Source organism: Metabacillus indicus LMG 22858 (assembly GCF_000708755.2).
Taxonomy (GTDB): domain Bacteria; phylum Bacillota; class Bacilli; order Bacillales; family Bacillaceae; genus Bacillus_P; species Bacillus_P indicus.
This window is the reverse complement of the sequence record NZ_JGVU02000022.1, coordinates 168111-189419: the sequence shown is the minus strand read 5'-3', so window position 1 is coordinate 189419 and position 21309 is coordinate 168111. Positions and strand designations below refer to the sequence as shown.

The following is a 21309-nucleotide window of genomic DNA, read 5'->3' as shown; positions in this document are numbered from 1 at the left end:
ATCAGAGAGGGAACAAAGGCATAAAAAAACCGCTGCATCCCGATGGATGCAGCAGCTTTTTTTTTAGGACTGTGCCGTAAACTGCTCTTCTTCTGTCGATCCTTTAAGCGCAGTTGTGGAGGATGTGCCTCCTGTGATAACCTGTGACACTTCATCAAAGTAGCCTGTTCCGACTTCACGCTGATGTCTTGTCGCTGTGTAGCCGTATTGTTCGCTTGCAAATTCAGCCTGCTGAAGCTCCGAATAGGCTGCCATTCCGTTGTCGCGGTATTTTCTGGCGAGCTCGAACATTCCGTAGTTGAGGGCATGGAATCCGGCAAGAGTAACGAACTGGAATTTGTAGCCCATTTTCGCGATTTCTCTTTGGAACTTGGAAATTGTTTCTTCATCCAACTTCTTTTTCCAGTTAAAGGATGGTGAGCAGTTGTAAGCAAGAAGCTTTCCAGGGAACTTCGCATGAATGGCATCCGCAAACTTCTGAGCCTGCTCAAGGTTCGGCTCTGACGTTTCGCACCAAATAAGGTCGGCATATGGCGCATAAGCAAGTCCGCGTGCAATAGCCTGATCGATGCCGGCTGTTGTCCGGAAAAACCCTTCCGCCGTGCGCTCGCCTGTAATAAATGCCTGATCTTCAGGATCAACGTCGCTCGTAATCAAATCTGCTGCGTCAGCATCCGTCCGGGCAATAATGATTGTCGGTACACCCGATACATCTGCTGCAAGGCGGGCAGAAATCAAATTCTTCACAGCTGTTTGTGTAGGAAGAAGCACTTTTCCTCCAAGGTGACCGCATTTTTTCTCAGAAGAAAGCTGATCTTCAAAATGAACAGCGGCTGCTCCCGCTTCAATCATGCCTTTCATCAGTTCAAATACATTCAGCTGTCCGCCAAAACCTGCTTCAGCATCTGCAATGATTGGAGCGAACCAATCCACGTCTCCTTCTCCTTCCATATGCTGAATCTGATCTGCACGCTGAAGGGCCTGGTTGATTCGTTTTACAACGGCCGGAACGCTGTTTGCCGGATAAAGGCTTTGGTCAGGATACATATGGCCTGAAAGGTTTGCATCAGCGGCAACCTGCCAGCCGCTTAAATAAATCGCTTTCAATCCTGCCTTTACTTGTTGAACGGCCTGATTGCCGGTTAATGCTCCCAGTGCATGAATATAGTCTTCCGTCTGAAGCAGATTCCAGAATTTTTCTGCACCTCTGCGTGCAAGAGTATGTTCAATATCGATCGATCCGCGCAGACGAATCACTTCTTCCGCCGAATACGGTCTTTCTACTCCGTTCCATCTCGCATCCATTGCCCAGCTTTCTTCCAGTTTTCGCGCTCTTTCGTTTGTCATTTCCAGTCCCTCCAATAGTCTGTACGTTTTGTTATAATACAGTTTGTATTTTATAGTATTAATATATAACAGATTGATTGAAAATGGAATCTTTTTCTTTTAATTTTTTTGATTTTTTTAAATTAATTGACTGAAAGGTTGATATAACTGGGTTTTGTACGATTCATAAAGGAGCGGAGGCAGTCTTCCGCTGTATGATAACAGAAGGAAAGCAGGAGGAAGTATCACTCTAAACGAAAAAATCCGAACCAATAACCAGTTCGGATTTTTTAAAAGTAATAATCAGTTTCTTATTATTCTTCCCTCCCGCTGCCCCATTCTTCAAGATAGTTGATTCTTTCTAAAATGGTCGGGTGGCTGTATCTGAACACTTTCACAATAGCCGGCGGATTGACCTGGCTTAAACCTGCCCGGGTCAGTTCCTGGAATGTGCTCACGGCAGCTTCGGTATTCTCTGTCATTTCAATAGCATACAGATCTGCGTCCTTTTCCTGGTGGCGCGATATGATATTTGAAAAAGGATCCGAGGCAAAACTCAGCATTCCGAGCAGCATAAGTAATAGCGGAAGTGAGGCAAGCTGTTTTTTTCCGTCAAGCTTCAGAATGTGCCCGTAACGCCTGATGGAGAAGTTCATGAGCCTGTTGATCATATAAAGACCAAGCAAGGTGAGCACGAGATAGCCGCCTATCCCGATATAAATATGCTTCATCACATAGTGCCCCATCTCGTGGGCCATGATGAACAATATTTCATCCTCGCTCAATTTATTTAACGTTGTATCCCAGAGAACGATCCTTGAGTTGTCTCCAATTCCTGTGACATATGCGTTCAGAGCATTTGTCTTCTCAGACATGTTCACTTCAAACACATGGTCTGCAGGAATATTGGCCTCCTCTGCAATCGCGAGGATCTTCGTTTCAAGCTCTTTGTTTTTAAGCGGCGTAAACTCATTGTACAGCGGGTCGATCAGGACCGGCTGGATGAACATCAGGAACAGGCTGAACGGTACAGAGAGAATCCACGCAAACAGCCACCATTTTCTTGAAAATTTTCTGATCAGGCCGTACAATACGGCGACAATCAGCACCATAAATGCGCAGTTCACCCAGAAATCAATCAGCTGATCCTTCATCCACCCTGAAAAGGTCTGGGTCGTAATGTGATAGGACAGCGAAATTTTATAGCGCAGCCATTCAAGTGGAAAAGCACAGAGCGTTACAAGCAGAGACAGCGCGAAAACAAACACGGCCGTCTGGAGAATAAAAAACCTGGAAATACTTTCGGCCCAGCGCTGCATCTTTTTTGCAAATCCGGTAACGAGGACAACAAAAAAGATAAACCATTCAAAGGGCGCGGCTGTAAAAAACATAAAATCCCTCAGCTTAGAGTAATCCTGTGAAAGGGTAAGCTCCCTGCTGTTCATAAACGTATTCGGGTCGGCTGAACCGCCCTGGAACTGTGCCGGAAGTGTCGAGTCCGCTCCCATATAGATATACCAGTAGACAAACAGGCCGTATAAGAAATAAATCAGGACTGATACAGTAAGCCATTTGCGCATGATGTTGTCCTCCCCCGAACAAGCTCTTTGTACTAGTGTAGTGTGAAAGCGGCAGAGTTAGAACTTATTCGTCCGGATTAAAACAGGAGCCCGTACACGATAAGGGTTAAAATGGAACTCATGACGACAATAATGACATTCACACCAAAATAGGCGACTGCAAATGCAGCCGCTGCGCCAACTGCCCCGAACCAAATATCCTCCTGTATAAAAAAGACACCGGGCAAAATCAGGGCTCCGAGCGTTGCAAACGGAACATTCCGCAATACATTCTGAACAAAAGGCGGCAGATCTATACCGCTCAGCGCAACAAGAGGGATCATTCTTGGAAGATAAGTGACAATGGCCATTCCGAGAATCATCATCATTATATTACTCAGCATGCCGCTTGCCCCCCTTTGAATAAGCAAGTTCAACTAAGACAGCCGATAACAGAGTGGACAGGACAATTGACCAGCCTGTTGAAAGAGAGCCTGTCAGATAGAAAACGGAATTAAAAATGGCTGCCGCTCCCGCTAAAAACACGACCTTCCGCTGCTTTTTCATTGACGGGACGAGCAGCCCGATAAACATCGCATAAAGCGCAACCGACATTCTTTCCTGCAGGGTCTCCGGAAGATTTGCGCCAATCATATGGCCGACACCGGAAAAAACAACCCAGCTTGAGTATGAAATAAAAATAAGCCCGAACATATATCCCGCAGATACCGTTCCCTCTTTAACCGAAGCTACGGAAAAGGTTTCATCTGTGATGCCGAATGAGTAAAGAGCCTTTTTCCAAAGACTGTCCTCCTCCACCTTTTCATTCAGAGAGGCTGACATTAAGAAATGCCGGATGTTCACAATGAACGTCGTAAACACAATTTCAAAAATGCCCGTGCCTGCCGCAAGCAGGCTGAGCGATATGTATTGTGCGGCACCTGCAAACACAAAAATGCTCATCATCACCGTTTCAGAAAGGGTCAGTCCTGTATCCCCCGCAAGCAGGCCGAATGTCAGCGCCACCGGCATATACCCGATCGCAATGCTGAGTCCCGCTGCCATTCCCTCTGAAAAGTGCGTCTGTTTTCTTATAAACGCTGTTTCCGCCATCCTGATTACTCCTCTCCTTATGGATAATAGATAAGCAGAAAGCATGATGAAACCGCTTCTGTCTTATTTTCATATACATGCTCCCGGTTAGCTGTGAATTTCATTGAATCGCCTTTTACAAGTTCATAGTAATCGTCTCCAATTGAAACAGCCATTTCCCCTTCACTGACAAACATGTATTCTTCCGCTCCGCTCAAATGCTGCTGCGATACATGCCGGCAGCCCGGCAAAAGCTCAAGCAGAAACACTTCAAATTTCTTCTGCTGGTCGTAAGGAAAATAAGGAAATACATGATACTTGTCGTTTACGTCCTGCAAAGCGGCCTTTTCTTCTCTGCGGACAATCGAGATTCCGGAGGTCTCTTCCTCAACAAGAGATGAAAAAGATACCCCGAGGCCGTTAGCGATTTTCCACAGCGTGTTGACGGTCGGACTTGACTGCCCTTTTTCAATTTGGGCAAGCATCCCCTTGCTCACTCCTGTGACGCCCGAAAGCTGATCAAGACTGTACTGCCGCATTTTCCTGATGCTTTTTAAGTTGTAGCCAATCTGCTCCTGCAAGGATTTCATATCTAATTCCTTTCAATATGTTTTTTATAGTATACATTTGTATAATATTTTGAACAATAGGAAATATTCAGACATAATAACAAAAGCGGAAGCGCCTTGGTCAGATCCGATAGGCAGATAAGAATCCGGCGGAAAAGTCCGGTTTTGACTTTTTTGACGGATTTGTTCTGACAGAGGATCTAGGCGCTTCCGCTTGCCGATGATAACTTTGTTATGTTATCCACAGCCCTATTATTCTTTATTATTTGATAAACAAGAAAAAAGCAGCCTCAGGCTGCTTTTTTCTCACTTTCCTTTAAAAACGGGTTTTCTTTTTTCGCTGAACGCGGCTAATGCCTCGAGGCGGTCTTCCGTCGGAATCGTGACTTCATATGCTTTGCGTTCAATATGAAGGCCGGTCTGAAGATCTGCATTCATTCCCTGTTTAACGGCAAACTTTGCCTGCTGCAGGGCAATTGGTGCATTTTTAAGAATTTCCTCAGCAAGCTCCTTAGCCGCTTCGAGCGCATTCGGAGCCGTTTTCAAGGCAAGTCCATAGGCTGCTGCCTGCTCGGAAGTCATTTTCCTCGCAGTTAAAATCAGCTCCAGCGCCTTTGCCTCCCCAATGATTCTCGGGAGACGCTGCGTTCCGCCTGCGCCCGGAATAATTCCGAGTCCAGTCTCTGTAAGGCCGACTGACGTTCCATCAGCTATGATTCGGAAATCACATGACAGAGCAAGCTCCATGCCGCCCCCGAATGCATAGCCATTGATGGCTGCAATAGTCGGCTGAGGCAAGGCATCGATTTTTGTGAAAACTTCTCCTATTTTAAAAAGGTTACGTTTCACCTGCTGATCAGTCAGCGTTTTTCGTTCCTTCAAATCAGCTCCGGCACAAAAGGCTTTATCTCCTGACCCTGTAAAAATAACGGCCCTTACTTCCTCGTTTGTCCGAATATCTTCTACTGCCTCCTCAAGCTGAAGAAGCGTTTCGTAGTTGAAACAGTTGAACACTTCCGGTCTGTTCAGCGTAACGACCGCAAGATTTTTTTCCACAGAGTATAGAATATTTGTCAAAACAGACTTCCCCCCGGCTATTTTTGAAGTACCTGATCCTTAAGTGCTCTGCGCAGGATTTTTCCAGTCGTATTCTTTGGAAGCTCCTCCAGAAATTCGATGGAGCCAGGGACTTTATACTTCGCCAGATGCTCGCGGCAGTGCGCTTTCAGCCCTTCTTCTGTCATTAATTTGTCTTTTACAACTACAAAGCATTTCACAGCTTCTCCCTGATTCGGGTCAGGCACGCCGACAACCGCAGCTTCCACTACACCCGGGTGGCTGTAGAGAACTTCCTCCACTTCGCGCGGATAAACATTGTACCCGCCGACAATCACCATATCTTTCTTGCGGTCGACAATTGTGAAATAGCCTTCCTCATCCATCGTCGCAAGATCCCCTGTGTAAAGCCAGCCATTGCGAATCGTATGGGCTGTTTCCTCAGGCATGTTATAGTAGCCTTTCATGACATTCGGGCCCTTGACGATCAGTTCCCCTACCTGTCCTGGAGGCACTTCCTCACCAAGCTCATTCACCACTTTGTTTTCAACGTTTAAAATGTTTGTCCCAATAGATCCGGCCTTTCTCGGACGGTCCAGCGGATTAAAGCAGGTAACAGGAGAAGCTTCCGATAAGCCATACCCTTCCGACACAACGACATTAAATTTCTGTTCAAATCCTTTTAATAGAGCAACCGGCATCGAAGCTCCGCCGGAAATGCACAATCTGAGGGTCCGAAGATCCTCTTTGTCTCCGCCTTCATGCTGAAGAAGGAAATTATACATCGTCGGCACTCCTGCAAAAACAGTTGCTTCATACGTTTTAACAAGCTTAAAGATTTCAGCAGGGCTAAAGCGCGGAACGATCAGCAGTGTCGCACCGCTGATCAGCGGCGCGTTAAGCGAAACCGTCAGACAGAATACGTGGAACATTGGAAGTGTCGCCACGACTTTGTCCCCGTCGTTCATTTTCAAGTAAGAACCTACATCACGTGCATTGCTGTACAGGTTTTTATGCGTCAGCATAGCACCTTTCGGCTTTCCTGTCGTGCCTGATGTATAGAGAATGACAGCCGTGTCATCGTCTTCAAGCGTAACTTCAGCCGGGTTTGCGCCAGCTTGGGCTACAATACTTGTAAACGATTTCAATTTTGGGCTGATTGACAGCGAAGACGCATCTAACCCGCTCTTTGCTTCTGACGGCGGTGTTTCACATGAGATAATATGCTCGACCTGAGGCAGAACCCCATTCATTTTTTCAAAAAGCGGAAGCAGCACATCAAGTGTGACAATTGTCTTTACATCACCATTGTTCAATATGTACCCGATTTCATCCGGTGTGTAAATTGGATTGATTGGTATAACCGTAGCCCCCGCACGCATTGCCCCATAAAGAGAAATCACGAAATACGGAGAATTGCCAAGCACAAGCGCAAGATGATCCCCCTTTTTGACCCCAAGCTGCTGCAGACTGTCAGCGAATTTGCTGATCAGCACATCAAGTTCCCCGTACGACGTTTCTTTCCCTTCAAAAATAAACGCCGGCTTGCCTCCGTACTTCTGTGCAGACAGAGACAGCTGTGATAGTAAATTCATTCTCCCACCCCTTGCGAAAATGAATGAACAGCCATTCATTTTCTAAAAATTTAAAACTATAAATCTATTATATTTTATGACGGAAAAATTCTCAACAAACGGCTTGGCGGATATGGGAGAAATTTGCTGAATTGTGAACGCGGGAGATTCTATGACGGATTGTGACCTTCGCACAGAGTTGATCATGCTGAAGGGTCATTTCCACGCGCCTTTGTGACCTTCGTACAGATTTGATCATGCTGAAGGGTCATTTCCACGCGCCTTTGTGACCTTCGCACAGATTTGATCATGCTGAAGGGTCATTTCCACACGGCTTTGTGACATTCGCACAGAGTGGATCTCGATGAAGGGTCATTTCCACGCGGCTTTGTGACCTTCGCACGGAGTGGATCTCGATGAAGGGTCATTTCCACGCGCCTTTGTGACCTTCGCACAGATTTGATTATGCTGAAGGGTCATTTCCACACGGCTTTGTGACATTCGCACAGAGTGGATCTCGATGAAGGGTCATTTCCACGCGGCTTTGTGACATTCGCACAGAGTGGATCTCGATGAAGGGTTATTTCCATTCCAGGACAACCAAGGCCGTGCCGAGGAGATAATCTGAGCAGCATATTTCCCATCAATCAATAAAAAAGCGCCCTAAAAAAGGACGCCCTTCACGCTCAATAAATAAGCTCAATAAATTGTTCTTTTTCAATATTGCCGAAATAATGTTTGATATCTGTGTCCCTCAAAGCCGTTTCTATGGAAGAACGGTCATATTGCAGGCCGGTGAGAAGGTTTTCGATTTCTTCAACATCACCCACTCCGAAAAAGTCTCCGAAGATTTTGCAGTTTTCGATTTTGCCTTTCTTCACTTCCAGACGGATGTCAATCTGTCCGATCGGAAAGCGGTGGGAATGCTGGAGGTTAAAGGATGGCGATTTGCCGTAATTCCAGTTCCAGTTCTGATAGCGTTCCTCAGAAAGAGCATGGATGTTTTCCCAATCCGCTTCCGTTAAAACGTATTGCGGAATTTCGCCGTCTGTATCAAAAATATAGCGCAGAATCAGTTCTCTGAATTCCTCAATCGTGATCTTCTCTTCAAGAAATTCACTGATGTTTGCCACACGGCTGCGAATGGATTTAATTCCTTTTGATTCGATCTTGTCCTTTTTCACTTTCAGCGCGGACACGACGTTTTCCATTTCCGAATCAAACAGCAGCGTTCCATGGCTGAACATTCTGCCCTTTGTAGAAAACTGGGCATTTCCTGAAATCTTTCTGCCTTCAGCAAGGATATCATTGCGGCCGCTCAGCTCTGCATCTACACCAAGACGCTTCAATGCCCGTGTCACAGGCTCAGTGAATTTTTTGAAGTTGTGGAAGCTGTCTCCGTCATCTTTTGTAATAAAGCTGAAGTTCAGGTTTCCAAGATCATGATAAACCGCACCCCCGCCTGAAAGCCTCCGCACAACATGAAGACCCTGCTCTTCCACATACTTTGTGTTGATTTCTTCAATAGTATTTTGATTTTTTCCGATGATAATGGAAGGTTCGTTAATGTAAAAAAGCAAATAAGATTGCTCAGGATCAAGATTTTTCAGGCAATACTCTTCTATGGCCAGATTGATTCTCGGATCCGTTATTCCTTTATTATCAATAAACAGCATGTACTTTTCCTCCTAATTGCCCTTTGTCCATTGCAGGCCGGATGCTGCAAGACGGACAGGACCTTTGTAAATCGTTTCGGCCTCACTTACGAGATTTGACACTTCTCCGAAATGAGGAAGGTGAGTCAGGATCAGTTCCTTTACAGAAGCATGCTCAGCAAGTTTGCCGGCATCAAGACTGTTCATATGCCCGGCCGACGAGCCGTCCATATCTCCGTAAAAATTGCATTCGCACAGCAGAAGATCCGCATCTTTTGAAAATGGCACAAACTCTTCTCTGTAGCTTGAGTCAGCCGTGTAAACTACTTCTGATGAACCATCCGAAATCCGCATCGCATAGCAGTCTACCGGATGCTTTGTTTTCATAAAACGGATGTGAAAAGGCCCAATCTGGATGGATTCTTCCGGATTATATGCTTTCCCTGCCGTTACTTCTTTGTATGTAAGCCCTGCAAATGCTTCTGCATCAGCTGAATGGCCGTATATAGGCAGCGTCCTGCTGCTTTTATTCATAAAGGATCCAACAAGTCTGGCAAATTGCAGCGGCCCTACATCAGCAATATGATCATGGTGATAATGAGACAGAATTACCGCATCGATTTCTTCCGGTTTTGCATAATTCTGCAGCTGGGATAAAACCGCGCTTCCGCAATCAACTAAGAGCCGGAAACCATCTGATTCAAACAGGTATCCGGAAGAAGCTTCATTAACAGCAGGAAATCCTCCCCAAAAACCAACAACCGTTATTTTCATGTGAATCCTCCCTCGCTCATTCCTATCTTACAATATACCCATTTTCCGCTGATAAGCGCAAGCTGAGGCCACTATAAACATGCAGACAGCAGCCCATTTTTTGAAAAGAAGCACATTGTTACAAAACAGATGTTGACATACCTCTATCTGTTATAATACAATGTGTGTAATAACAACTTGGAGGGGATACCAATGTTAGTTAAAATGACTGAATTTTTCAAAAACCTGCCGGCGAAAAAATGTCTTGAGTGCGGGGAAAAGATTGAAGAGCAGCACGAGTGCTACGGCAATACTTGCGATAAGTGCATGAACGTCGGCAGCCTGTAACCATACCGATCCTATACCTATATTTTTGAGAAAGGATACATTGTCCTTTCTTTTTTTTGCGGACTTTTACAGCACTTTCTCGATTTTCATTAATTACGTTTGTGTTCTTAAACTCCGTTTACAACACTTTTGCTATTTTTGGGGGCTACGATTGTGCGCTTAACCTTCGTTTACAGCACTTTCCCTCTTCTTCCTAACCACGTTAGTGTTCTTAACCACCTTTAACAGCAAAATTCTCCTTTTTCTATATCCGCGTTTATGCGCTTAACCACCGCTTGCAGCACTTTCCCTCTTCTTCCTAACCACGTTAGTGTTCTTAACCGCCTTTAACAACACTTTCTCCTTTTCCATAACCGCGTTTGTGCGCTTAACCGCCGCTTACAGCACTTTCTCTATAATCCACGACCATAAAATGCTGCAAAACAAACGTGAACATACAAACCCCTATAAATAGAAAAAAAAGACACTGATTTCTCAGTGTCTCCATCGTCAAACTTCCCGATCCCAATGACGGTGATCGGCTGCTGCACTGATAAATGCATCAGAGAATACCGCCGGATCTTGTGATTGTTCTGCTACAATAACGCCGGGACCATTAGCTATTCCCGCTGCTTCAAGTACTTCTGCAGCTTCATAGGCAGCTCCAATTGGCTTAAAATGACTGAATCCTTCTTTTAGAAATGCTGCGGCGTCTTTTTTGCCGAGCAGGAGCTCTTTACTCTTCTGCCCGCCCGCTACATAAAATGAGTCGAACAGAATGGAATCACTTGTGAGGAAGGTATGATCAACCTCAAGCTCTTCGCCGCCCTCACTTTTCAGCGGACTCAGCGTATGGCTGATGACTTCAGGCATCATTCCTGTTTCTTTCATCTTACTAATAAAAGCGTTCAGGGAAGCCGAATCGTAGCCGTCTTCAGCAAGCACTGCCACTTTGCGCGTATCGGGAACTTTGACCGTTTTTTCCTGGCTAAGTGCCGGAGACTCAAGAGTGACGCCTGATTCCGTTTGCTCATTCGGCACCGAAGCGCCAATCCCCTCAGCCACTTCACCGGCAAGTGTGCTGTCAATGCAGCTGATCATATGAACGACCTGCTGCTGAACGCTCTTGCTTTTTACTTTGCCGAGCTCAAAGCGGAAGGCAGAAATCATATGCTGCTTTTCAACTTCTGTCATGCTGTTCCAGAACAGCTTAGCCTGCGAGAAATGATCTTTAAAGCTCTCGCTGCGCTGGCGGATCTTCCGTCCATCCACTTTTTCCTGATAGTGGACATATCCGCCTTGCTCCCGCGTTGCAGGACGCGGAGCGTTTTGGGCAAGCGAGTTCTGATGGTAGGCCGTCTGACCGCGGTTTATGGTCATGCGGTGCATGCCGTCCCGCTGGTTGTTATGAAATGGACAGACAGGACGGTTGATCGGAATCTCATGGAAGTTCGGACCGCCAAGTCTTGTAATCTGTGTATCTGTGTAGGAAAAGAGACGCCCCTGCAGCAGCGGGTCATTTGTAAAATCAATGCCCGGCACGACATGTCCCGGATGGAACGCAACCTGCTCCGATTCGGCAAACACATTATCCTGATTGCGGTCGAGCGTCATTTTACCGATGATTTTAACGGGTACGATTTCCTCCGGCCATAGTTTCGTTGCATCAAGGAGATCAAAGTCGAATTTGAATTCGTCCTCTTCCTCAATCATCTGAACTCCAAGCTCGTATTCTGGATAGTCACCGTTCTCGATGGATTCGTAAAGATCTCTTCTGTGAAAATCAGGATCTTTTCCGGCAAGCTTCTGGGCTTCGTCCCATACTAGAGAATGCACGCCGAGCTTCGGTTTCCAGTGGAATTTTACAAATCGTGCTTTTCCTTCCTCATTGACAAACCTGAATGTATGTACGCCGAATCCTTCCATCATCCGGTAGCTGCGGGGAATCGCCCGGTCAGACATCGCCCACATCATCATGTGTGCCGATTCCTGATTGTTGGCAATGAAGTCCCAGAACGTGTCATGCGCAGATGAGGCCTGGGGCATTTCATTATGAGGCTCCGGCTTTACCGCATGGACGAGATCCGGAAATTTAATCGCATCCTGGATGAAAAAGACTGGGATATTGTTCCCGACCAGATCATAGTTTCCCTCTTCCGTATAAAACTTCACGGCAAATCCCCTGACATCCCTGACTGTATCTGCAGACCCTTTTGAGCCAGCCACCGTTGAAAACCGTACGAATACAGGTGTTTTAACCGAAGGATCCTGCAAAAATCCCGCCATCGTAAATTCCTTCATCGGCTCGTATACCTGGAAATACCCGTGTGCCCCGTAGCCCATTGCATGGACAGCGCGCTCCGGAATCCGCTCGTGGTCGAAATGGGTCATCTTTTCCCGGAAATGAAAGTCCTCCATCAGTGTGGGCCCGCGATCGCCAGCTTTTAGAGAATGCTCGTCATCTGAAACCTTAAGCCCCTGATTGGTGGTCATGTTCCCGTCTTTATCATCAACCCGGTATGCTTCCAGCTGCTCATCCTTGCTGTTTTTACTCTGCTTGTCCAAATTTCTCATCCCTTCCGTACAGTAATAGTCACCCTTTTGAATTACCACTATTTTCTTTCCAGTAAACATTCATGGCGCATGCACATAAAAAGGCACCAGCCTCTGGCTGGTGCCTTACTCTATTAAACGTTTGCGAGCTTTTTGCCGCCCGTTGAATCTCTTATAATCAGTTTAAGCGGAAACTGATAGACTTCCCTGGCAGCGTATGATTTTCTGTTTATTTTTTCAATCATGATGTCCATGGCTTTTTGAGCCATTTCGCAGACAGGCTGCTGAACGGTTGTAATCATAGGATCGAGCAGTTCTGTGATGGCCTGGTTATCAAATCCCACAACTGCAAGGTCAGAAGGAATGCTCCAGCCGTTTTTTTTCGCTTCAGAAATAACGCCTGCGGCCACTTCATCTGCTCCGGTAAAAAGAGCGGACGGCCTATTCTCCAAAGCAGCCAGCTCATGAAAAACACGTTTTCCGTCTTCGATATTGAAGGCATTCCGGAATGCGGCATTTTCATCAAACGTTAATCCCGCTTCCATCAGTGCCTGCCTGAAGCCTCTTTCCCGTTCTTTGGCAACGTTGCTTCTGTGCCCGCCGCAGCAATAGCCGATATGGGTGTGTCCCTGTTCAATCAGGTGCTTGGTTGCTATGTATCCGCCAAATGTCTGATCGAGCCTGATCATCGGCACAGATGCGTCCTCTTCAAACTCATTGCAAAGAACAATCGGACCGTAATCGGTGAATGGCTCGATTTTGCTCCAGTCATTCTCCAGGGATGCCAGTATCACACCATCCACCTGCTTTGTTTTAAGAAGGTTTAAATAGGTGAGCTCTTTTGATTTGGAATATTGAGTCTGGCACACGATCAGCTGATAGTTCCTGGCTGACGACGCCATTTCAAGTGATTCGATAAATTGGCTGAAAAAGGGATTCAGCACCCGCGGTATAAAAACGGCAATAATTTCAGTTTTTTGATTTCGAAGACTTCTTGCAGATGAATTCGGAACATAACCAAGCTCATCCATTGCTTCTAAGACAACCTTTTTCTTCGAATCGGAAACGTACGGATGATTGTTGATGACCCGGGAAACAGTGGTCCTTGAAAGTCCTGCAAGTCTGGCCACATCCTCGATTGTAGACACGTTCACTCCTCCTCATCTTGCGAACGATCAGCGTACACACAGTGAAATCGTTCTCATTTTTCTATTATATGTTAAAATGTAAGGGCTTTCAATAATAGTTTTATAGATTTTTCCATTGCAAAAAACACCCGAAGCTTTTCGCTTCGGGTGTTTAAGATTATGCTGCAGCTTTCTCTGTTAAGCTGTTCTTGTTTTTTCTGATGGCCATGAAGAAGTAGGCAATCGTTCCGGCAATCATCGCTGCAATGAAGATGCCGAGGATACCTGCCTGCTGCCACATAAAGCTGTAATCACCTGATGAGATGACCGCTTTAAAACCTGAAACCGTATAGGTCATCGGCAGCCATGCATTAAAGATCTGCAATGGCTCTGGAATCAATTCAAGAGGGAATGTTCCGGCGCTTGTAGTAAGCTGAAGAATCAGGATAATAATAGCCACAAATCTTCCCGGATCTCCGAGTGATGTTACAAAGAATTGAACCAGTGTAAGGAATGCCAGGCTTGTGATGATGCTGAATAAAATAAACAATGGAACACTTTGTACTTCAATATCAAGTCCATAGAGTAAAACCGCATCGGCAAGCAAGGCCTGGATAACTCCGACTGCTGCCAGAACACCAAACTTGCTCATGAACCAGCCAATTGCGCTCTTAGGCGTTCCTGCTGCCTGTCTTAACGGGAATACGATGGAAAGCAGCAGGGCCCCAACGAATAGTCCGAGTGACAGGAAGTATGGCGCAAAACCTGTTCCGTAGTTTGGAACGGCGTTGATTTTTTCATCTTTTACTTTTACCGGCTCTGAAATCATGTCATAGGTTTCATCTGAGCCGCCGGCATCTTTTGTTTCCTCTGCTGCGTCACCAAGTTTTGATGACAGCTCGCCTGTCCCTTCAGACAATTTGCCAACGCCTTCGTCCACTTTTCCGGCACCGTCAGCAAGCTTGTTTGTGCCGTCCTGAAGCGCACCTGATCCTTCAGCAAGCTTTGAAATTCCGGAGCCGAGTTCACTATTGCCGGCAGCAAGTTCAGCGGAGCCGGCTTTAGCTTTCGCGAATTCCTGATTAAAAGTCTTTTGTCCTTCTGTTAATTGTTTTTGACCACTCAATAGATCGCCTGAGCCCGCATACAGTTTTTCCTGTCCGGCCACAAGCTGATTGATGCCTTCTTCTGCTTTCTTTTGGCCTGCTGCAAGTTCAGAAGAACCGCTTGAAAGCTTGGAAGCACCTTCCTGAAGCTTTCCGGCTCCTGCTGAAAGCTCTGCACTTTTATCTGCAATAGTAGCTGCTCCCTTTTGTGCATCGGCAGCGCCCGCAGAAAGCTGGCCAAGACTTGACTCCAGCTGTTTGCTTCCTTCAGAAAGCTGGCTGACGCCTTTTGCTGCTTCAATCAATTTTTGTTTCTCGGCTTCCGGAAGAGGAAGCTTCTCAATTTGCGGCAGCATGACTGCCAGCTGGTCATTCAGCTGTGTCAGGCCTGCAGAGAGTTCTCCGGCTCCCTTATAGGCAGCCTGATTACCGGCAGAAAGCTTATCCAGCCCTGTAGATAATTCACCTGCTCCGGCAGCTAATGCCGTGCTTCCGTCAGAAAGGCGGTTAAGGCCTCCGGATAATTCACCCGCTCCGGCACTGATTCCTTCTGCCCCGGCAGTAAGTTTCGGAACATTGCTCTGAAGCTCTTTCATTCCGGACAGAGACGTTCCAAGACCTTCGTTCAACTGGGCAGCTCCTTTTTCAGCGCTCATTGATCCGCTGTAAAGCTTCCCGCTCCCGTCCTGAAGCTGTCCCAGACCGCTGTCTAGCTTTTGGGCTCCGTCTGCCAGTTTCTTTGCTCCGGCAGAAGCGTCATTCAATCCGTCCTTAAACGTAATCGATTTTCCTGCAAGCAGCTCAAGCTTTTCTTTCAGTTCAGCTGAACCGCCTTTCAGGTCGATGACACCCTCATCAATCTTGCCTGCTCCCTCACTTGCATCGCCAAGTCCGTCTGCAAGTTTGTCAATGTTTTCAAAGATGCTTTCCGCATAGGTTTTCGTAATGGTATTTGAGACTTCTTCTTTAATTTGAGCAACGGCTGTTCCGCCAATTTGCCCTGACAAGAAGTTAAAGCCTTCATTCGGAACATATTTCAGCTCAAGTGACTGAGGATCCTCGTCCATCAGTGTTGTCGCATTTTCTGAAAAATTCTCGGGTATTTCAATCATCATATAGTACTGCTCGTTTTCAAGGCCTCTCACAGCCTCATCTTTTGAAACAAATTCCCACTTGAACTTTGGATTTGCTTTCAAATTATCAACAAGCTCAGATCCAATTTGAAGCTCTGTTCCTTCATAATCAGCTCCAGTATCTTCGTTGACTACGGCGACAGGAAGCTGATCTAGCTGCTCATACGGATCCCAGAACGCCCAAAGGAACATCCCTGCATACATGAGCGGGATAAATAAAACAGCAAGGACCGGAATCAGCACTTTTTTGTTGGAAACTAACGCTTTCCACTCTTTAGCCATTAAACTCATTGCATTTCCTCCTAATTTAATACATATTGACCAATTTGTTCAATTGGTCACTTTTTCCCAAAAAGATAGGACCATCTATGTTGATAATCCTTTGAGTAAGTATAATTCAAATAAATGCGCAATTTCTTCTTTCTCAAGCGGTTCATGGTGCTTTTCCCAGTCAAAAATGAGAGAAATATATAGTTTCAGCATCACGAATGCTGTTACTTCAGGATTGCACTCCCGGAGTTCTCCTTTATTTACAGCTGCTTCTATTTTGGCAGCGATAAACTGCAGGATCATTTTTTCAAGCCTCTGAACGACTTCCTGAACGGCAGGTGTGCCGACATCAGTGCTTTCCTGAAAAATTTTAATCGTGAATTGATGCTTTTTTCGAAATTCAAGCAGATTGTACAGGGCACGATGAACATTTTCAAAAAATGGAAGATCTTCATCCATTGCCTCTTCAGCAGCAACCCGCATTTCCGTCAGCAAAGATGAGACAATCTCATCAAACAGCTCTTCCTTGTTTTTAAAGAAGGTATAGATCGTTCCTTTTCCCACATTTGCGAGCTTTGCAACAGAATCCATTGTCGTTGCCTTATAGCCATAGTGGGTAAATGATCTTGTTGCTGCTTCTAAAATAAGCTGTTTGCGGTCCACGCTCAACCCTCTCACCTCCTAAAAATGACCGAATGACATTTTTGGTCATTTAGTACAAAAAGAAATATATCATACATTTTTTAAAGAAGCAACTGCTGTTACAGAGAAATTCGAGTCAATATTTTCATGCTTCATGTGTTAGAAATTATACCCGTTCCCTTCCGCTCCGGTCACTTGCTTTCCGCGGGGAGTGCCTGAAGCTTCCTCGCTGCGCTTGCGGGATCTTCAGTGCCCTCTATTTCCCGCAGGAGTCAAGTGCCCTCCGCTGCAGTCCACTGGAGTTTTGTGCTTTGCTATATCTCTGAGGGCCTCGCTTTTTGCAATATATTTTGGATAAAAGAAGCTTTATTCTCCGTATAAGCAACTCTGTCAAATCGGTACTTTTCTGCCAGGTACATTTTAAGGTAATAATATTTTCTTGCATCATCAGGATTTCCCCTTAAGTAATTTCTAAACAAAAGCTGATTATTCCAGTGCTCTCCTTCAAATTCATAAAAGTGCAAGTGGTGTGTACCTGCTCTCCGCCGGCCTTTTCTAAAAAAACGTCGTTCTGGAAACTCTTTATGGTAAACAAATTCATACTCTAATTGTTTTAAAGGTTTGATAAATTCACTAACTGTCTCCAGATTATTTACTCCAGCAGCAATATCTATGACAGGTTTGGCTCCAAGGCCCTCAACGGCTGTACTTCCTATATGTTCAATGGATTGAACCCTGTCCCTTAGAATATCGTTAAGCTTTTTCTTTTCTTGTTCGAATTGCCTCGACCAATTCATGCTGTATTCTTCTATAATAATTTCTTTATCCACGTTTTTCTCCTTGATTGAGCTGATCCAGTAATAGTGCATATAAAAAAACAACCCTTTTTAAAGAGTTGCCTTTTTCAAATAATCCAATGCGTGCGAGACGGCTGATTTTCCCTGGTCGATGCAGTCGGGGATGCCTACTCCTGCATAGGAGGCACCGGCCAGGAACATGCCGGGATAGTTGTTCATGATTTTTTCTTTCATTTTGTGGACTTCTTCCTGGTGGCCCACGTTGTATTGGGGCATGGCCTGTTTCCATCTTGAAACGACGGTGAATTCAGGTTTTTGATCCAATTTCATGATTTTATTCAAATCTTCCAGGACAGCTGAAATGATTTCGTGATCCGGCTGTTCAACAATGGCCTGGTCACCTGCTTTTCCTACGTATGCACGGATAAGCGCTTTTCCTTTTGGAACGGTATGCGGCCACTTGCGGTGGGTCCAGGTGCAGGCTGTGATGGTATAATCGCCGTTTCTGGAAATGACAAATCCCGTGCCGTTTCCTTCAATCGAGACAGCATCCTCGGGGAAAGCCATGGCTACTGTTGCAACAGAAGTAGAAGGCATTTCCTGCATGTACTGAAAGTTTTCCTTGTCCGGAAGCATGCCTGCAGTGTGCTGATGAGGCGTGGTCACAATTAAAGCGTCAGCTTCCATCCTCTCGCCGCTGCTTAGCTTTAAGGAATACTGGGCACCTGATTTTTCAATGGCCTCAACTTTGATTCCTTTTAGTATCCGCGTATCTGTCAGCTTACTTTCGGCAGCGTCGACCAAGCTTTGAAGTCCGCCTTTGACGGTCTGGAAAATGCCTTTCTTTCTGGAAGGCTCATGCTTTTGGTTTGATGCAGGAAGCCCTTTTTTCATTCCCAGTATGAGGCTTCTGTGATCCTGCTCTACTTTATGGAATTGCGGGAAGGTCGACAGGAGGCTCAGCTTGTCTATATCTCCGGCATAAATCCCTGAAAGCAGCGGTTCAATCAGATTCTCAACCACTTCATTTCCAAGGCGCCTTCTGAAAAAGTGACCCAATGACTGGTCGCCCTGCTCTCTGCCGGCAGGCATGATAAAGTCGCCTGCAGCCCGTGCTTTTCCAAGAACGGAAAAAAGGCCTGTTGTGACAAACGGCATAATTTGTGTGGGGATGCCCATAACAGCACCGGCCGGAATCGGATGAAGCCGGTCTCCTACAAGTACGTATGATCTCCCCGTTGCGTTATTGACAAGCTCTGAACCCAGTCCTACGTCTTTTACAAACTGAGGTCCGCTTGTTTTTCGCTCAAGAAAAGAATCCGGCCCGCGTTCGATAATAAAGCCGTCCTTATGAACCGTCTGAATTTTTCCGCCAAGCCGGGGACTTGATTCAATAAGAACCGTCTCAGCCTGCAGGTTTTGTTCGCGTATTTCTTTTTGCATGTAAAATGCCGCGGATAATCCTGTGATTCCCCCGCCAATGATGACAACTTTTTTCTTTTTGCCAGTCATTGTTTATCGCCTTCTTTTTTGTTTACTTTTGTGCATCACATATTTGAGCGGAGCTTCACTTGCTGAAACTCCGCTTCATTTCTACTTTTTCATGCCGAGTTCTTTAAGAACGACGGTTGAAAGACAGTCAATAAACTCTTTCTTTGCATTCGGCATTTCAGGTCGGTAATAATTTGCACCCAGTTCATCTGTAATAATTTTGCATTCATAGTCGTTGTCATACAGAACCTCAAGGTGATCTGCTACAAATCCAACTGGAATGTATACGAATGTCCGGTACCCTTTCTGTTCAAAAAGGGCTCTTGTCAGATCCTGAACATCAGGTCCAAGCCATGGCTCAGGCGTATTGCCTGCACTCTGCCATCCAGTCTCATAATTCGTGATGCCGGCTGCTTTTGCAATTAGGTCTGCCGTCTCCTGCAGCTGTTCAGGGTATGGATCGCCTGCAGCGATAATTTTTTCAGGAAGGCTGTGGGCAGAGACGATCAGAACAGCCTTTTCGCGTTCGTCTTCTGTCATCTGCGCATAGGTTTCTTTTACTTTCTTCGCCCAGTAATCTATAAACTTAGGCTCTTGGTACCAGCTTTCAACAGACGTAATAGCCGGTCCGCCGAGATTTTCGGCTTCCTGCTTTGCCCGTCCATTGTAGGACTTGACGCTGAATGTTGAGAAGTGTGGCGCTAGAACAATGCTGACAGCTTCTTCAATGCCGTCTTCTTTCATTTGTTTCACCGCGTCTTCAACGAATGGTTCGATGTGCTTCAGTCCAAGGTACATTTTGAATTCAACTTCGTCCTGAACGGCATTTAAATGCTCTTCCAGTGATTTGGCCTGATCAAGCGTAATTTTAGCGAGCGGCGAAATGCCGCCGATTGCCTCGTAGCGGTCTTTTAAATCCTGCAGCATCTCAGGAGCAGGCGTGCGGCCGTGTCTGATATGTGTGTAATAGCGTTCAATGTCTTCTTCTTTATATGGCGTTCCATATGCCATTACAAGAAGACCCATTGTTTTCTTTGTCATTTTCATACACCTCTTTTGGATTCGTTCTGATTCTTATTTTGCCATTCCTGAGGTCAGGATTCCAAATTAGATGCTCCGCGCACTCTTGGCATTTTTTGTATAGTCATGAATGAAAGCGGTCAGTCTTTTTAAAACGTCCGGATTAACAGACGGGAAAACACCGTGTCCGAGGTTGAAAATATAGCCGTCCTGCTTCATTCCCTGGTCAAGAATATGCTTGGCGCGCTCTTCAATGACGTTCCATGGTGCAAGAAGAATAGCCGGATCAAGGTTCCCCATAAGCGTCTTCGTCAGACCCATTTCTCTTGCCTTATCGACCTGAAGTCTCCAGTCCAGTCCGACAACGTCAAGCGGAAGGTCATGCCAGTCGCGTGCAAGATGGCTTGCCCCTACTCCGAACATGATCATTGGCACATTTTCTTCCTTCATTGCGGAAAAAATGCGCTCCATGACAGGTTTTATATAATAGCGGTAGTCTGCTTCATTTAACGCTCCTACCCACGAATCGAAAATTTGAAACGCTTTTGCCCCGGCCTTAATTTGAGCCTTTAAGTAGACAATCGTCATTTCTGCAAGCTTGTCCATTAAAGCAAACCATGCCTTTGGCTCTGCATACATAAATGCTTTTGTTTTATTGTAGCTTTTTGACGGTCCGCCCTCGATCATGTAGCTTGCCATCGTGAAGGGAGCTCCCGCAAATCCGATCAGCGGCACGTTCAGCTGCTCCTGCGTCAGAAGCTTGATCGTATCAAGCACGTATGGAATATCGCTTTCAGGATCAATTTCTCCAAGCTTTTCAACATCTGCGAAAGAGCGGATCGGATTGTCAATGACCGGTCCGATGCCGGACTTGATTTCAACATCTACCCCTATTGATGGAAGCGGTGTCATGATATCCTTATATAAAATCGCTGCATCTACGCCGTACTGCTCCACCGGCAATCTGGTCACATAGGCACACAGCTCAGGCTGATGCGTGATTTCAAACAGACTGTATTTCTCTTTAATCGCACGGTATTCAGGCTGCGAACGACCTGCCTGTCTCATATACCATACCGGAACGTGATCTGTTTTTTCCCCTCTGCACGCCTTAAGGAATGTATCATTAAACTGCAAATCCGTCATAAATCCTCAAATCCACCTTTCTATGTAAGCTGTTCCCCAAATAGAAACAGCGCTGCGCAGGCAAACCGCGCCTTCCCTATGTTTTTGCTTCTTACACTATAACTGTTTCACAC

Annotated in this window: 18 protein-coding genes; 1 reads left to right on the top strand and 17 read right to left on the bottom strand. The window is 45.8% G+C overall.

The window, feature by feature from the left end:
* Nucleotides 1–63 precede the first annotated feature (63 nt).
* The 9 genes from aceA to AZ46_RS20555 form a co-directional block, all read right to left on the bottom strand.
* Nucleotides 64–1347 carry an isocitrate lyase gene (aceA, locus tag AZ46_RS20595; protein ID WP_029283744.1) on the bottom strand — a complete coding sequence of 428 codons (1284 nt, stop codon included), beginning with the start codon at nt 1345–1347 and terminating at the stop codon, nt 64–66.
* A gap of 293 nt (nt 1348–1640) precedes the next feature.
* A complete protein-coding gene (locus AZ46_RS20590) occupies nt 1641–2906 on the bottom strand; it encodes a M48 family metallopeptidase (protein ID WP_029283742.1) in 1266 nt (421 codons plus the stop codon).
* A 77-nt stretch (nt 2907–2983) separates the two neighbouring features.
* On the bottom strand, nt 2984–3289 hold the full coding sequence (locus AZ46_RS20585) for an AzlD domain-containing protein (protein WP_029283740.1): 306 nt from the start codon (nt 3287–3289) through the stop codon (nt 2984–2986).
* Nucleotides 3279–3998, bottom strand: a complete 720-nt coding sequence (locus AZ46_RS20580) for an AzlC family ABC transporter permease (protein WP_029283738.1) — start codon at nt 3996–3998, stop codon at nt 3279–3281. The genes AZ46_RS20585 and AZ46_RS20580 overlap by 11 nt, the downstream gene beginning before the upstream one ends.
* 17 nt (nt 3999–4015) lie before the next feature.
* Nucleotides 4016–4567, bottom strand: coding sequence for a helix-turn-helix domain-containing protein (locus tag AZ46_RS20575; protein WP_029283736.1), 552 nt, complete (start codon nt 4565–4567; stop codon nt 4016–4018).
* Nucleotides 4568–4852: 285 nt separating this feature from the next.
* A complete protein-coding gene (locus tag AZ46_RS20570; protein WP_029283735.1) occupies nt 4853–5623 on the bottom strand; it encodes an enoyl-CoA hydratase-related protein in 771 nt (256 codons plus the stop codon).
* Between the two features lie 17 nt (nt 5624–5640).
* The gene (locus AZ46_RS20565; RefSeq protein WP_029283733.1) at nt 5641–7197 is read right to left on the bottom strand and encodes a fatty acid--CoA ligase family protein; all 1557 of its coding nucleotides are present in this window, start codon (nt 7195–7197) and stop codon (nt 5641–5643) included.
* A 665-nt stretch (nt 7198–7862) separates the two neighbouring features.
* The gene (locus tag AZ46_RS20560; RefSeq protein ID WP_029283731.1) at nt 7863–8852 is read right to left on the bottom strand and encodes a lipoate--protein ligase; all 990 of its coding nucleotides are present in this window, start codon (nt 8850–8852) and stop codon (nt 7863–7865) included.
* 12 nt (nt 8853–8864) lie between these two features.
* Complete coding sequence (locus AZ46_RS20555; RefSeq protein ID WP_029283729.1) at nt 8865–9605, bottom strand: MBL fold metallo-hydrolase; 741 nt, start codon at nt 9603–9605, stop codon at nt 8865–8867.
* 192 nt (nt 9606–9797) lie between these two features.
* On the opposite strand from AZ46_RS20555, the gene yhfH reads away from it, so the two are divergent.
* Entirely contained in the window at nt 9798–9932 is a 135-nt protein-coding gene (gene yhfH, locus AZ46_RS21655) for a protein YhfH (RefSeq protein ID WP_081870260.1), read from the top strand.
* A 489-nt stretch (nt 9933–10421) separates the two neighbouring features.
* Here yhfH and AZ46_RS20550 read toward each other — a convergent pair whose 3' ends face one another.
* From AZ46_RS20550 to hemE, 8 genes are all read right to left on the bottom strand, one after another.
* Entirely contained in the window at nt 10422–12485 is a 2064-nt protein-coding gene (locus tag AZ46_RS20550; protein ID WP_029283727.1) for a catalase, read from the bottom strand.
* 113 nt (nt 12486–12598) lie between these two features.
* Nucleotides 12599–13612 (bottom strand): LacI family DNA-binding transcriptional regulator, encoded by a 1014-nt coding sequence (locus AZ46_RS20545; protein WP_029283725.1) that lies wholly within the window; start codon nt 13610–13612, stop codon nt 12599–12601.
* A gap of 157 nt (nt 13613–13769) precedes the next feature.
* Entirely contained in the window at nt 13770–16121 is a 2352-nt protein-coding gene (locus AZ46_RS20540) for a YhgE/Pip family protein (RefSeq protein WP_029283723.1), read from the bottom strand.
* Between the two features lie 75 nt (nt 16122–16196).
* Complete coding sequence (locus tag AZ46_RS20535) at nt 16197–16769, bottom strand: TetR/AcrR family transcriptional regulator (protein ID WP_029283721.1); 573 nt, start codon at nt 16767–16769, stop codon at nt 16197–16199.
* A gap of 287 nt (nt 16770–17056) precedes the next feature.
* A complete protein-coding gene (locus AZ46_RS20530; RefSeq protein ID WP_029283719.1) occupies nt 17057–17572 on the bottom strand; it encodes a GrpB family protein in 516 nt (171 codons plus the stop codon).
* Between the two features lie 57 nt (nt 17573–17629).
* Entirely contained in the window at nt 17630–19051 is a 1422-nt protein-coding gene (gene hemY / locus AZ46_RS20525) for a protoporphyrinogen oxidase (RefSeq protein WP_029283718.1), read from the bottom strand.
* An 81-nt stretch (nt 19052–19132) separates the two neighbouring features.
* Complete coding sequence (gene hemH, locus AZ46_RS20520; RefSeq protein ID WP_029283716.1) at nt 19133–20071, bottom strand: ferrochelatase; 939 nt, start codon at nt 20069–20071, stop codon at nt 19133–19135.
* A gap of 66 nt (nt 20072–20137) precedes the next feature.
* Nucleotides 20138–21196: a uroporphyrinogen decarboxylase gene (hemE, locus tag AZ46_RS20515; protein ID WP_029283714.1), complete on the bottom strand. Its 1059-nt coding sequence runs from the start codon at nt 21194–21196 to the stop codon at nt 20138–20140.
* Nucleotides 21197–21309: the final 113 nt, after the last annotated feature.